Genomic DNA, 14,150 nt, shown 5'->3' on the forward strand with positions numbered 1-14,150 from the left:
TGATGCCCGCCAAATACAGGGACCCCGAGTTCCGCCGTTTCGCCGAGAAACAGGCGCGCACGGCTTGCCCGGCGCACATCCTGCCGAGGATTTTCTGGGTGGACAGGGAATTACCCGCCGCGCCCGCGGGTTCCCCCGGGCTGACGCGCTTCGAGGGATTATGGCACAGCTGGCAAAGCGACTGGCTGCAAGACGAAACCGACGCCGCGCAGTTGCAGGGCTCAAGAAATGCGCTTGTACTTACTTTAAACGATATCATCGCCGCAGCGGAAAATGAGTAAGCTCCGTCATATGATCCACCGGCAGCTGTTCGAGCTGACGGCCCAAACCGGGCATCCGGCCTGGGAGTGGGACCGCTCAACGGCGGATTTCCACCGCGATCTGCTGCTACCCGTACTGGAAGCGTGTTTCCAGGAGGCAGACCGGCGGGGCGAACACCTCGTTATCGACCGGCTGGAAATCGACCTCGGTGTATTTGCAGGCAAGGAAAGTTTTTCGAAAGAAGCGGGCGGGCGGCTGCGTGAGCGGCTGGTGCCGGAGTTGCGGGCGAAGCGGCAGGAGGCTTCGGCGCGGGGGAGCATCATCCCTACCGGCGATAATCAACCCGATCGGGCTTCGTCCCATATAACAACAAATGCCACAGCCCGGCAGGAAGATAATAAGCCCGCAAACGGGGAGAAGAAGAAAAGCCGGGAAATCCCGTCGGCATTGATGAATGCGAAGGAAGCCCGCCTGGCCGCGTTCCTGTTTTTCCTTGCGGAGGGGCGCTTGCCCTGGTGGTTTGAACATCATGGTGAAGATTGTTTCGGGAAAGATTTTCAATCTGGTTTGTCTGATGCGGATATACGCCGCATCCTGGAGGAAGCGCAGTTGCTGCATATTACATCGGACGATATTACGGCAGTCATGCGCATTGCCGCAAGGATCCGGTGTGTATTGTCGATGGAAGATGACACACTGATCCGGATGGCCGTTGCAAAAGGATGGAATGAAGATGCGTTGCGGCGCGAATGGGAGATGTTGCAATCCCCCGCGCAGGCGTTCCCTTCCTTCTTTCCCGCATTTCGCCAGCGATACTGGATTTTACGCCTGCACAGCCTTTCAGCAGGAGCACGGGCGCACAGGGAAGCGATCTTCCCGGTTAACGACACGCCCGTTCACCTGGTGGCTTTATTGCTTGGCGAAGCGCAAAAATCCGGAGACGAAACATGGGCCGCCTATCTCGCGTCAAGACAGGAAACGTTGGCGCATCCGGAAGAAGCTACTTCTTCCCCTACCGGCCAGGATGTAGTGAATGAAATCAATAAAAAGAAAGATCGCATCCAGCGAACCGATAAAAAACATTTGACGGCGGAAGAAGATGGGTTGTATGTAGAATCGGCGGGCTTGGTGCTCCTGCATCCTTTCCTGTCCGAATTATTTACTTCGGCGGGATTGCGGAAGAACGGTGAGTGGGCGCCCCTCGGGCAGCAAACCGCCGTGCGATTGCTGGGGTACCTGTCCGATGGCGACGAAAACCTGCCCGAATACCGGCTGGTGTTTCAGAAAGTGCTCGCGGGCCTCGCGCCGGAAGAACCCCTGGAAGCCATCGCGCCGCCTGCCGAAGACCTGCTCGCATCCTGCAACGAACTGCTGGACGCGGTGCTCGGCCACTGGATTGCCCTCAAAGGCACCAGCCGCGACGGCCTCCGCGAAGGCTTCCTGCAGCGCCCCGCCATGTTGCGCACCACCGGCAAGGGCATGCAGCTCGAAATGGAGAAACGCGCGCAGGACGTGCTCATCAGCCGGCTGCCCTGGAGCTGCTCGCTGGTGCGCCTGTCGTGGATGGAGCAGCTGATCGCCGTCAACTGGATATAGCAATTTTTAAAAAACACACATATCATGAAGACTCCCACTAACATTGTTTGGAAGTTGGCGGTGAACCTCACCGGTTTACTGCTGATGCTGATTTTCCCCAACCTGGTATTCAGCCAGTTTACCGTAAATATCGGGACCTCGCAGACCGTGACGGTACCTGTCCAACGGGTAGGCGTGGCCATTCCGCCCAATTCCATCACCATCGGCGTGGGCGGCGCCGTGGGCACGGTGAAATGGACCATCCAGAGCGGGCCGACTTTAGATCTTCCCGATCCGGGCGAATTCGGATTTAAAAAGGACGGCTGGAAAGCCAAGTTCCCTGCCGAAGAAGGGCAATCCACTCCCGCTGCCGGCCTTATGTCTATCGAAGGGATGCCCGCCGTTGCCGGGTCCTTTGAAGTGAATATCCGTGTGCAGGACGATGGTGTGGCTGACCCCGACGTCAACGTCAATTCCGCGCAGATCCGGATCATATTCGAAGCCGCCACCCCGCTCGATCTCGTGCTGGTGCTCGACCGCTCCGGCAGCATGACCGAAAAAACGGGCGTGGAACCTACGTCGCCTACCCGCTGGAAAGCCCTCCAGGACGCAGTTTCGAACTTCGCCAATATGTATAAGGAACATGCCATCCCCGGCAGCCGGCTCGGCATTACTTATTTCCATACGGATGCATCGCCCGCATCGGCTTGCTGCGCAGTGCTGAAACCAGTAGACGCGGCGTTGCCGGGGATCGTGGCTTCCGAACTCGGGTCCGTGGGCACGGGTAATATGACAGCGATGGGTAAAGGGATGATCGATGCGGTATCCAAGTTGTCGACGCCCGGCAGTGCCCGTGGCATCCTCCTCTTTACGGACGGCATCCAGAACGTTCCGCCCGACGTGCTGCTGAATGGTTCCGGTGTGCAGGGACAGCCGGCTTTCCCGGCAGGGCCCGGAGGCATCAAGATCGCCACGATCGGTATCGGCAGCCCTTCTTCGGATTACCACACCACCCTCATGAACCTCGCCAATAACAACCGCGGCAAATACAATACGACGCTGAACGGTTTCGACTATACCGCACAACCCGGCGGCGACGACGATGGAGCGCTCAGCCTGGGCAGCGGCTTCACGCAGCAGTTTATCAACATGCTGTCGGAGTTCAGTCCGCAGCTGGTGACTACTTCGGTAAAAATGGTGTCCAGCGCGGGGCGCACCGAACTGGCGAAATTCGCGCTGAACAAAGACGTGTCGAAGCTCGTGCTGGAATTCACCGGCAATATGAACTTCTCATCCACCCAGCTGCCATATCTACGCCAGTTGATCGAGGTGCGGAAGAACGGGGCCAACGTTGCGTACGCCGGGCGCCTGAGCTATGTGGGCAATTCCACCCGTAACTTCCTTATCATATTCGATTTCGGCGTGAATGATACGATGAAATCGCACGGCGATTGGGAAGTGGCTTACTTCGAGCCGGTGATTGGCGTTGCGGCCACGCATGCCGCCGCCAATGTGCCCAAATCCCTCCGCCTGGGCCTCAACGTAGTGGCAGACGATCACTATGTGGATATCGCCAGCAGCTTCAGCCCCAAACAGCCCCGCGTGAAGCAGCAGCTGAAATTGTCGGTGGATCTTAAGCGCATGCAGATCCCGCTGACCGGCGCGGTGGTGAAGGTAGCGGTCATACAGCCCGGCGCCGATGCGGGTCACGTGCTTGCCCTCAACGAACTGAAAGTGAAGCAGGACGCGGCGGATTCCACCAACCCAGGTGTGGAAAAATGGGAAGAGCTGTTGAAGGATTCTACTTTCCGCAATCAATTCAAAGGCGTGAGCAATATCATCACATTGAACCATACGGCCAACGGCAAATATGAAGGCACCGTCGACAGCCTGAACGTTGCCGGCGTGTACCAGCTGGTGTACTACATCACGGCTGATACGTCGGTGATGGGCAAACTGGAGCGTACGTTCACGGAAGCCGTGTATGTGGCTTTCGGCGAGGTGGACATGGCCGCGTCGAACGTGGTGACTTCCGTGGTGAATGGTACGCTGGTGATGACTTTCAGGCCGATTACGACGTACGGGAGTTATGTGGGCCCGGCACAGGGCAGCGCTTTCTCCGTATCCAATCCCAATATTACGATTCAAAGCGTGGTCGACAACCAGGACGGTTCTTACACCATCACCTTCGGCGGCAAAATCGACGAAGCCACGAAGCTGGAAATATCAGGTATTGAAATCTACAACGGCAAGCTGGAAGATGCGGGCAAGAAACCGGGAACGGTGTTCGGGTTGCCTTCCTGGCTGATCTGGCTGCTGCTGTTGCTGGTGATCATTATCCTGTTCCTGTTGCTGCGCAGAAAGAAATAGGAGGGAAGGCCGGCGCCTCCGCCGGTTCCCTTTTATCACAGGAGGACTCATGAAGCCGCGCGTCGTTTTGTACGTGCGGCTTCTGATAACTTTTAAAATGCATCCGGATGAAAAAGGAAAAAACCGGAACCCCGGCGGCCGCTCATACCGCCGCACCGCGCGGGATGCCTTTCTTCCAGGCGAAGCTCGCCGTCAACGAGCCGGGAGATGCGCATGAGAAAGAAGCCGACGCCATGGCCGACCAGGTGATGCGCATGCCCGCACCGCAAGGCGCGTTTGGCGGCAGCGGCGGGATGATGGTGCAACGGAAATGCGCCGCCTGCGGGCAGGAAGAAGAAAAAGTGCAGCGCATGCCGCTGGCAGACAGGATCACGCCCGTGGTGGCGCCCTCGGCGCAACGGAAGTGCGCGGCCTGCGAAGCGGAAGAAGAAGCGCATCGTTCCGGCGAAGCGCCGGCGCCGGTGGTAGGCGCGGGAACCGAAACCGCCATCAACGGGATGCGCGGTGGGGGAAATTCCTTGCCACCCGATACGCGTGGTTTTATGGAATCGCGTTTCGGGCAGGATTTCGGGAATGTGCGCGTCCATACCGGTAGCGACGCCGGGCAACTCAGCAGCCACCTCAGCGCCAGGGCTTTCACGACCGGCAACGATATTTTCTTCAACAACGGCCAGTTCGCGCCGCATACCCATTCCGGTAAACAGCTGCTGGCTCACGAGTTGACGCACGTGGTGCAGCAGAAAGGCCCGCTGGCGCGGAAGGCGATCCAGCGGTATGCCTGGCCATACCGTTTGCGGCAGTCGCGGGAAGTGTCGGAAGCCAGGTCGGAGACCATCTCCGGCGCACCGGCGCCGTACACGGCCTGGAACGGCACTTTCAGCTGGACGTCGCGGTTCAATATTGTGCTGGACGCGCTTCGCGGAAGGGCGAACCTGATCATGCGGCTGCATTCCACAGCAACGCCCGCCGTACAGGCGGCCTGGGCCAGGGCCATCGAAAGCCGGTGGGGGAGCAGGATGTACCTGCGGATACAACCCCGCGGCGGAAGGTTGGCGGCCTGTAAAATGCCGATTCATGTGGATATCCAATGGCAAAGAAGAGCGGCCGACGCGCATTATTCGATCAACCCGCAGGGAGCGGGCGGATCTACGGGCGGCCGCGCCGGATCGGGCGGAACGTCGAGCATGACCGACTGGGGAACGGCGGACACGCAGGACGTGACCCACGAATTCGGGCATATGATCGGCAACGCAGAAGAATATTTTACTACCAACGGCACCAATTACGCCACCGGCGGCCGGAGAGGCTTCCGGGATGTAGGGGGCGGCATTATGAATAATCCCGCGGAAGCGGCACGCCTGCGGCATTTCAACCTGTTCCGCGAGCAGGTAGCCATTATGTTGCGGCTGCCATCTTCCAACGTAACAGTCATTTACGACGACCCCGCGCTGGAAGTCTGCCAGGTGGAGCTGGGGGATTTCCCGGTTCCGCGCCGCGAGCCCAGCGACTATCCATCCATTTTAGAAGACGGAGAAACTGCATATGCTTAAATCATCCAACATAAAACCCCCGCGTGCTTCAGGTAACGGCGTGCAGGAGCCCTTCCTCATACATTCCCTGGCATACCTGAAAGCCTTCACCATCGCGCGCCTCGAAGCGCACTTCCGGCAAACCCCGTATGTCCGGCCCCAAACGCCCGTTCCTTCGGAGCACGACGACAGTTCTTTTGCCCGGTACGTCCGCCACGCGGAGCTGACCACCGAAGAGCTGCTGTTGCTGCTTTGTGCCCTCGCGCCCAATGTGGTGGCGGGTTTCTTCGATAATATCGTGCAATCGTACCTCCCGCAGGGCGGCGAGTTCCCGGAATTCGGCGGCGTGAAAGGCACCAATCACCGCGGTACTTTGCCGACCGGGGAAACTGTGATGTTCCTCCTCGCCGGAAACGATGCCGGGCTGCGGCTGCGTTTGCTGCCGCTTTTCGGGGAAGGCAGTTACCTGTTCAGGAATAAAATTCTGTCGCTGGAAGCCGTTCGCTCCGGCGAGCCCGCGCTCAGCGGCCGCCTCATGGCGGATGCGGAATACGCGGAAGTATTCATGACCGGGCGCATCGCGCGGCCCAGGCTGAGCATGCAATTTCCGGCGGAATACATCGATACGCAACTGGAATGGGACGACCTGGTACTGCCCGAAGGCGTGCGCGCGCAGATCCGCGAGCTGGAAAGCTGGATCACGCACCAGGGCGCACTGATGCAGGAGTGGGACATGGGCAGGAAGCTGAAACCAGGCTACAGGGCGCTGTTTTACGGTCCGCCGTGAACGGGTAAAACCCTCACCGCCACGCTCCTCGGCAAATACACGGGGCGCGATGTGTACCGGGTGGATCTATCGTCGGTAGTGTCCAAGTACATCGGCGAAACGGAGAAAAACCTTTCTTCCCTCTTCGACAAAGCCAATAACAAAAACTGGATCCTCTTTTTCGACGAGGCGGATGCACTGTTCGGCAAGCGTACCGGTGTGCGGGATGCGCACGACAAATACGCGAACCAGGAGGTGTCGTACCTGTTGCAACGAATCGAGAGCCACGCAGGGTTGACGATCCTCGCGTCGAATTTCAAGAATAACATGGATGATGCGTTCATCCGCCGGTTCAATTCCATCGTTTACTTTCCGCCGCCCCGCGCGGAAGACCGCCTGCAATTATGGAAGAAAGCATTCCCCGCGGCGGCGAAACTGCAGAAAGACGTGGACCTGAAAGCCGTGGCGGAACAGTACGAGTTAACGGGATCGCATATACTTAATGTAGTGCAATACGTTTGCCTGTCGGCCCTGGACCGGGGCAGTCCCCAGATATCGCAGGCGGATATCCTGCGCGGCGTGAAGCGGGAACTGGAAAAAGAAGGAAAATAACCCATCAATAATTTCATCATGATTACTCCAGCTATCAAACAAAAGATTATTTCCATCGTAAACGTGTTCGAGACGGGTTCCGCCGAAGGCGAATATGATGCGATTTCCATCTTCCCGGACGGGAGGAATGGCTCGCGGCAGATCACTTACGGCCGCAGCCAGACCACCGAGCAGGGAAACCTCCGCAACCTCATTTCGCGTTACATCAACCTGAACGGCCAGTTTGCGGACGCTTTCAGGCCGTACCTTCCGAAAATCGGGACGGTATCGCTGGTGAACGACAACGAATTCAAGCGGTTGCTGAAGGTGAGCGCGCAGCAGGATCCGCTCATGCGGCAGGCGCAGGACGAAACGTTTGAGATCCTGTATTTCGAACCGGCGCTGCACTTCTTCCAGGCGGAGCAGTTCGCTTTGCCGCTGAGCCTGCTGGTGATTTACGATAGCTTTATCCATTCCGGTATTGTGCCGGCCTTCCTGCGCGTGCGCTTCGCGGAGCGGACGCCTTTGCGCGGCGGGGACGAGAAAGCCTGGATTTCCGCGTATACCCAAACGCGGCAGCACTGGCTGGCCACGCATTCGAAGAAGTTCCTGCGGCCCACGGTGTACCGGACCAAAACGTTCCTCAATGAAATGAGCAAAGGCAACTGGATGCTCGATCAGCCGGTTAAAACCCAGGGCGTGACCATCCCGTAACCGCATGCATCCAACACCCGCGCCGCATACAGGTAATGTTCACCCCGCCAGCCATCAGCCGCAGACCGCTGAAACCGGCAGCCACGAAGAGCGCCCGTTCTTCGGGGGCACGCCCGTGCAGGCCAGGCTGGAGGTGAGCCCGCCCGACGACCCCCATGAAAAGGAGGCCGACGCGGTGGCCGACGTCGTTATGCGATCGCCGGAAGCTTCCGCGCCGCCGGAACCTCCCGCCAGCGCAGGGGATTTTGTGCAGCGGGAATACATGCCGGCGCCGGCGATGCCTTTGCAAAGAGCTTGTACTGCCTGTGAAGCGGAAGACCTGGTGCAGCGGTCGCCGTATGCGGGCGGCGGTGAATTCGTGCAGCGGAAATGCGCGCATTGCGAAGCGGAGGAGGAGAAGCCGGTGCAGCGGAAATGTGAAAATTGCGAGCAGGAAGAATTGGTGCAGCGGTCGCCGTTTGGTGGAAATGTATCGGGTGGCGTGGTGCAGCGTTCGTGTGATGAATGCAAGATAGAAGACGCGTCGAAAGAAGAATCGGAAGACGAAACCGAGGCCGACGCACTCGATTCGGAATTGCAGCCGGACGAAAGCGAAGGCGGGACCGTAAGTCCCAAAGCCGCGACCGGCGGAGCGGAGCCCGCGGGCGCGGGGTTCGAATCTACGCTCCATGCCTCCAAAGGCGGCGGGCAGCCCCTGCCGGCCGATGTGCGCGCGGGCATGGAGGGGCGCTTTGCGCAGGACTTCGGGCATGTGCGCATCCACCAGGGCCAGCATGCGTCGCAAATGGCGGCCAGCATCAACGCGCAGGCGTTTACGCATGGGTCCGACATCTACTTCAACCAGAACAAATTCGACGGCCGCTCCGATCCCGGCAAACGGCTGCTGGCACACGAGCTGACGCATGTGGTGCAACAAACGGGCAGCGCGCCCATTCAGCCCAAAATCCAACGGGCGGAAGAAGTGAAGATCGGCAACTGGGCGCATAAAAACATCCAGGAAGGGATGCGCAATAAAGACAAAAACCTCATTACCGAAGCCGGTGTGCCGGGCGCTACCAGGAAACATGTGGAAGTCAATTCAGCCGGGTTCGCGGATTTATACAAGGCTGATAAACACATCGTATCCGCCGTGCAGGCGGAGATCAAGAAAGGGGACGACGACGGCTCGGGCAACGTGAAATACTCCTACAAAGGCTTTATGCAGTCCGGCGAGCGCTTCGGGCAGATGAAGCAACGCGCCAACGCCATCAAGCGCGGGCCGAAGTATGAGAAATCCACCGACACCTGGGACTGGTCCGTCAATTTCCCGCCCAACTTCTGGATCGGCGAAATCAAACCCTTGTTCTATTTCGATTTTCCAGGCTCGAAGGATATGATTTCCAGCGCCTACAACCAGCAAAGCAACTACATCCAGGGCTTCCAGGGATTCGTACAGCAGGTGCATAAAGACACGAATGCGCCCGCGGCGCCCGGCGCTCCAACGAAAGCTAAAAGCAAGGCGCCCGCCAGCATCAAAGGCACGCCGCTCGACCTGGAGCCGCTCATCCCCGATGCCATCAACTACAAAAAATTCGACACCGAATATGCCAAACACGGGAAAGACGCCGTGTTAAAAAAAGACACCAAACAGCGCGCGTGGATCTATAACCTGGGGCACGGCATCGCCGTATATTTCCTCATCAACGATCCCTACGCGCCGCCGAAATATCCCGAGCATGTTGAAAACCAACTCAAGCAGCTCGATCCCTTGCTGAAAGACCTACGCAAAAAGAAGCCCGACATGAATCCCGTACTCGGCACCAAACGCATTCAGAAAAAAGACGAAGGCAAAACGGATTGGGACGCGGCGCACAAAGTCTGGGAAGATAAACGCAAGAAATGGGCGACCGGCCACGCCGGAACCGAAAAGCCGAAGAAATTCCTGAAAGAACAGGCTAAAGGCATCCTCAAACGCGGGAAAGTAGACAAGGAACTGAAAGTCAGCTCGCCCGCCGCCGAGCAGAAGAAGTTAAAGCAGGTGAAAGACATCCGGTTCTGGAGCGGCTTACGCGGCAGGATCTTCGGCGCGTTGCGCTTTAAATTCGCCAAAACATTCGATAAAGTGGAAGCCTTCTTCGAAAGGGTGCGCGATAAATTCCGCAAGCACCGCCAGAAGGCAGAAGCCATGAAATCCAGTGCCGGCGTGTTCGACGGCTGGAAGAAAGTAGCCACCAAATCGATCATCCGGCTGGCGGTGAAGATTTTCCAGGAGATGATCGGGCTGGCGTTCCAGGGGTTCGTGAAGTGCATGAACGGCATTCTCGGCGTAGTGGTGTCGAAATATGAAAAGGGTTTGGAGGAGAAAGGCGAAGAGATGCTGAAGGATTTGCGCCCGCAATGCTGTGAGATCATGGGCTTCAAGGAAATGCTGGATAAAGAAGTGGAAAAACATGACGAAGAGATCAGGAAATTCACCGAAGCGGTGGAAACCATCCAGCAGTGGCGCGACATACTCGACAAAGTGGAGATCGCTGTGCGGGTGGGCGTGCAGGTCGTTTCCTGCGGAACACCCCCGGCCCTGGGCTGCCTCTGGGGACTGGTGGCGCAACTGGGTATTTCGGCGGGCCTCAGCCTGCTGGCGCGCACCGATTACTTCGAAAACAATATCGCCAAACCGGCCGCCCAGGCGCTGATGGACGCCATCGTTGGCGAGAAGCTGCACAATTTCATGATCGATCTGCTCGAAGGCACGCCCCTCAAACCCTATCTCGCGGAAGCCGCCGGATGCCAGCGCATCACCAAAGGCGCAGGTGGCGGCATGGGCGCCATCGGCGCAGGGCTCGATAAAATCAACCCCAACGACCCCGCCATCGCCAAAGCCCGCAAAGAATGGGAAGCGGAATATAAAGACGAAATCCTCGCGGATCTGAATAAAGTCTTCAAGAAAGGCGATACGCCCATGACCGAAGAAGATTTCAAAGGCATGGTCGAAGCGCTGAAGAAATCCGGCAAAAAGCCCGAAGAACTGAAACGCCTCCTCGAAACCGGCAAAGAAGAAAAATCCGGGCAGATCGATTTCGAGAAAGCCCTCAAAGCCGTCAGCCGCAAAATCGACCACGACAAAGCCAAACGCAACAATCCCCGGTACGAAAAATCCATCGGCTGGAAGCCGGAACTGTTCCAGCCCGGCGCGACCGATTCATCTTCAGAAGATTTCGCCAACGCCGTTTACGACCTGCAGGAATCTATGGGCATCCACCCGGACGGTATCGCCGGCGGCGGCACCACGCTGAAAGTTTACGACACCAAAGGCCTGAAGAAAGACGAAGTGTATAAAAACGCCCAGGCCGTGGAAGCCGCGGAGAAATCGGAAAAAGCAAAGGCGAAACTGCTCAAGGATATCGAGAACTTCTACAAAATCAAGGAAGTACAGGAGGCGATGGCCAAAAACTTCCCGTCGGACGCCGATATCCGCAAAGAACTGGAAGGCTCTTCGCGCTGGGACGCCGTTCCCAACGGCGGCGCATTATTCGTGCAACGCAGTTACGGCGGCCTGCTGCTCATGAAAACCGACCGCGGCTCCAGGGTTGGCGGCGCAGTGAAAGTAGCGGATTTGTTATATGAAGGCGAGCGGACGAAAGTGGTGGTGGATGTGTCCGCCTGCTGGGTGCTGGATGATATTTCCGACTGGATGCAGGACCCCTCGGGGAAAGGGCCCGAATCTTTCATCAAAGTCAACATCACCACCGAAGGAAAGGCCGAGAAACCGGTGTATTTCTTCTTCTCCGGCGAAAAGGCCGGCACGCAGACCGATATTACGGGCATATTTATCTTCTGGCGTTTCAAGGAGTTTGATGCGTAAGGGCTTCCGTACATCCCAATTCTGTCTTCCCAACCCCGAATTTTCCCTATTTTCGCCCCTTTACCAATCCAGGCATCATGAAAAGATTATTCGGCCCGGTTTTCCTGTTTTTGCTGGGCACCGCCGTCGCCAATGCACAAACGGACCGTTGGCAACAGCGCGTAAAATACAAGATGGAAGTAGACGTAGACGTTAATACCCATCGTTTTACCGGGAAACAACAGCTGGCGTATACGAACAATTCCCCCGACACCCTTTTCCGCGTGTTTTATCACCTGTACTGGAACGCATTCCAGCCTGGCAGCATGATGGACCAGCGCAGCCAGGCTTTAGGTAAGAAAGTGGTTGGGAAAGACGCTTCCGGCAACGAGCGCCGCGATTGGGACGCACGGGTAACCGACCGCATATCCAAACTCTCGCCCGACGAGACCGGCTACCAGAAAATCCTTTCCCTGAAAATGAACGGCCGCCAGCAAACCTGGAAAACGGAAGAAACCATCCTGGTCGTGGAACTGGACAAACCTATCCTCCCGAACAGCACCGTGAATTTCGACATGGAATTTGAATCGCAGGTACCGGTGCAGATCCGCCGCAGTGGCCGGGTGAATAAGGAAGGCGTGGATTATTCCATGGCCCAGTGGTATCCCAAAATGTGCGAATACGATTACGAAGGATGGCATCCCACGCCTTACATCGCCCGCGAATTCTACGGCGTTTGGGGCGATTACGACGTGAAGATCACCATCGATAAAAAATACGTGCTGGCGGGCACCGGTTACCTCCAGAATCCCAACCAGATCGGTTACGGTTACGAAAAACAAGGCGCCAAAGTAACACGCCCGGCAGGCAAAAACCTCACCTGGCACTTCGTGGCGCCGAACGTACACGATTTCGTATGGGCCGCCGATCCGGATTACAAACACATCAGCCGGAAAGTGGACAATTTCACCGCCCATTTCTTCTACATCGAAAACGAAACCACCCGCGAAACCTGGCCCAAACTGGCGGATATGATCCCCAAGGCCTACGCGTATATCAAAAAACATTTCGGTGAGTATCCCTACGAACAATACTCCTTCATCCAGGGCGGCGACGGAGGCATGGAATATCCCATGGCCACGCTCATCATGGGCAACGGTAAAATGGACGGCCTCTACGGCGTTGCCATCCACGAATGGATGCACTCCTGGTACCAGGGCATGCTCGCCACCAACGAAAGCCTCTACCCCTGGATGGACGAAGGTTTCACCACTTTCGCGGAAGATAATACCATCGGCAATACCGTGGATTCGCTGAAAAATGAATGGCACCTGCAGGGCAGTTATAACAATTACTTCGCGCTCGTGAAAAGAGGTTTCGAAGAACCGCTCACCACGCACGCCGACCATTACAACACCAACTTCGGCTACAGCATCAGCTCCTATTCCAAAGGCGCGGTGTTCCTCGAACAGCTGGGCTACGTGATCGGCGCTGCCAACCGCGACGCCGGGCTGCTCCGCTATTACCGCGACTGGCGCTTCAAACACCCCAACGCAAAGGATTTCATCCGCGTGATGGAAAAAGAAAGCGGCATTCAGCTCGACTGGTACCTGCAATATATGATCAACAGCGTCCGCCATATCGATTATGCGCTGGACAGCATTTATCCCGCCAACGGCAAAACCGTGGTGGTGCTCCAGAACAAAGGCGACTTCCCCATGCCGGTAGACCTGGTGGTGGAAACGAAAGACGGCCGCAAGGAAATGCACTACATCCCGCAAACCATCATGTTCGGCATCAAGCCCAACGAAGATGAAAAAATAAAGCGCGTAGTGCACGACAGCTGGAAATGGACGCAGCCCAGCTACCGCCTGGTACTGGATGTTCCTTTCGAGCAATTGCGTTCCCTCGAGATCGATCCCAGCCAGCGGCTGGCGGATATTGAGCGGGCCAACAACAAAGCCGTGGCGCCGTAATGCTGCTATGTTATAAACGAACGAAGGCCGCAGGGATCACTCCTTGCGGCCTTTTTTTATGCCCCTGTTTGTCAAAAAGTTTCACATTCGCGGCAGAGGTCCAGCTGCGACTTGCGGCGGCGCAGGAGCAGGCTGAGATAGCGTTTCCGGTTTTCGGAATGCAGGATGGAAACGAGGTCCTGCTGCCGGACGTTGCCCACAACGCCTTTGCTGTTGAGGTCGCTGCAGCAGACGGTGATGTCGCCGTTGGGCAGGAGGACCATCTGCTTCATCAGCATGCTGCAACCGATCTTGTGGCGTTTTTCCCGGACGGCCACCGTCGATATTTCGCCGGCCCAGTTGTGCAGCCGGCGTAATTCGGACCAGTCGAGCAGTTCGTACAGCTCGCGGAATTCGGGGTGCATCCATTTATTGTGCAGCGGCTTATCCGCCGGGATGCAGGTGATGCCATACAGGCGCGCGGGCTTGCCCAGCCGGGCGTTGACGGCGTGGAGGTTTTTTACGTTTTGATGGAAGACTTTCCAGGCGGCGTTTTTGCGCATAGCCTC

Annotated in this window: 9 protein-coding genes and 1 pseudogene; 9 read left to right on the plus strand and 1 reads right to left on the minus strand. The window is 57.3% G+C overall.

The features are described from left to right. The 9 genes and pseudogenes from Q0510_RS22005 to Q0510_RS22045 form a co-directional block, all read left to right on the plus strand. Positions 1–281: hypothetical protein (locus tag Q0510_RS22005; protein WP_298716484.1), on the plus strand; the 281-nt coding region annotated here is incomplete at its 5' end. Continuing rightward, a complete protein-coding gene (locus Q0510_RS22010; protein WP_298716486.1) occupies positions 274–1,857 on the plus strand; it encodes a contractile injection system tape measure protein in 1,584 nt (527 codons plus the stop codon). The genes Q0510_RS22005 and Q0510_RS22010, both read left to right, overlap by 8 nt. A 24-nt stretch (positions 1,858–1,881) precedes the next feature. Continuing rightward, on the plus strand, positions 1,882–4,206 hold the full coding sequence (locus tag Q0510_RS22015) for a VWA domain-containing protein (protein WP_298716491.1): 2,325 nt from the start codon (positions 1,882–1,884) through the stop codon (positions 4,204–4,206). Between the two features lie 107 nt (positions 4,207–4,313). Next, positions 4,314–5,756 carry a DUF4157 domain-containing protein gene (locus tag Q0510_RS22020; RefSeq protein ID WP_298716495.1) on the plus strand — a complete coding sequence of 481 codons (1,443 nt, stop codon included), beginning with the start codon at positions 4,314–4,316 and terminating at the stop codon, positions 5,754–5,756. Beyond that, positions 5,749–6,522, plus strand: a complete 774-nt coding sequence (locus Q0510_RS22025; RefSeq protein ID WP_298716498.1) for a hypothetical protein — start codon at positions 5,749–5,751, stop codon at positions 6,520–6,522. The genes Q0510_RS22020 and Q0510_RS22025 overlap by 8 nt, the downstream gene beginning before the upstream one ends. Before the next feature lie 12 nt (positions 6,523–6,534). Then, a pseudogene (locus Q0510_RS22030) lies at positions 6,535–7,113 on the plus strand (ATP-binding protein); the annotation flags it as partial. Positions 7,114–7,131: 18 nt separating this feature from the next. After that, positions 7,132–7,806, plus strand: coding sequence for a chitosanase (locus tag Q0510_RS22035; RefSeq protein WP_298716501.1), 675 nt, complete (start codon positions 7,132–7,134; stop codon positions 7,804–7,806). A gap of 4 nt (positions 7,807–7,810) precedes the next feature. Continuing rightward, entirely contained in the window at positions 7,811–11,647 is a 3,837-nt protein-coding gene (locus tag Q0510_RS22040) for a DUF4157 domain-containing protein (RefSeq protein WP_298716506.1), read from the plus strand. Positions 11,648–11,724: 77 nt separating this feature from the next. Beyond that, positions 11,725–13,602, plus strand: coding sequence for a M1 family metallopeptidase (locus Q0510_RS22045; RefSeq protein ID WP_298716509.1), 1,878 nt, complete (start codon positions 11,725–11,727; stop codon positions 13,600–13,602). Between the two features lie 71 nt (positions 13,603–13,673). Here Q0510_RS22045 and Q0510_RS22050 read toward each other — a convergent pair. Continuing rightward, positions 13,674–14,150: SPASM domain-containing protein (locus Q0510_RS22050; RefSeq protein ID WP_298716512.1), on the minus strand; the 477-nt coding region annotated here is incomplete at its 5' end.

It is taken from the genome of uncultured Chitinophaga sp., from assembly GCF_937874145.1.
GTDB lineage: Bacteria > Bacteroidota > Bacteroidia > Chitinophagales > Chitinophagaceae > Chitinophaga.

Bases quoted from the DNA above. Each gene is read 5' to 3' on its own strand.
- Q0510_RS22010 (WP_298716486.1), top strand. From the start codon at position 274: ATGAGTAAGCTCCGTCATATGATCCACCGGCAGCTGTTCGAGCTGACG.
- Q0510_RS22015 (WP_298716491.1), top strand. From the start codon at position 1,882: ATGAAGACTCCCACTAACATTGTTTGGAAGTTGGCGGTGAACCTCACC.
- Q0510_RS22020 (WP_298716495.1), top strand. From the start codon at position 4,314: ATGAAAAAGGAAAAAACCGGAACCCCGGCGGCCGCTCATACCGCCGCA.
- Q0510_RS22025 (WP_298716498.1), top strand. From the start codon at position 5,749: ATGCTTAAATCATCCAACATAAAACCCCCGCGTGCTTCAGGTAACGGC.
- Q0510_RS22035 (WP_298716501.1), top strand. From the start codon at position 7,132: ATGATTACTCCAGCTATCAAACAAAAGATTATTTCCATCGTAAACGTG.
- Q0510_RS22040 (WP_298716506.1), top strand. From the start codon at position 7,811: ATGCATCCAACACCCGCGCCGCATACAGGTAATGTTCACCCCGCCAGC.
- Q0510_RS22045 (WP_298716509.1), top strand. From the start codon at position 11,725: ATGAAAAGATTATTCGGCCCGGTTTTCCTGTTTTTGCTGGGCACCGCC.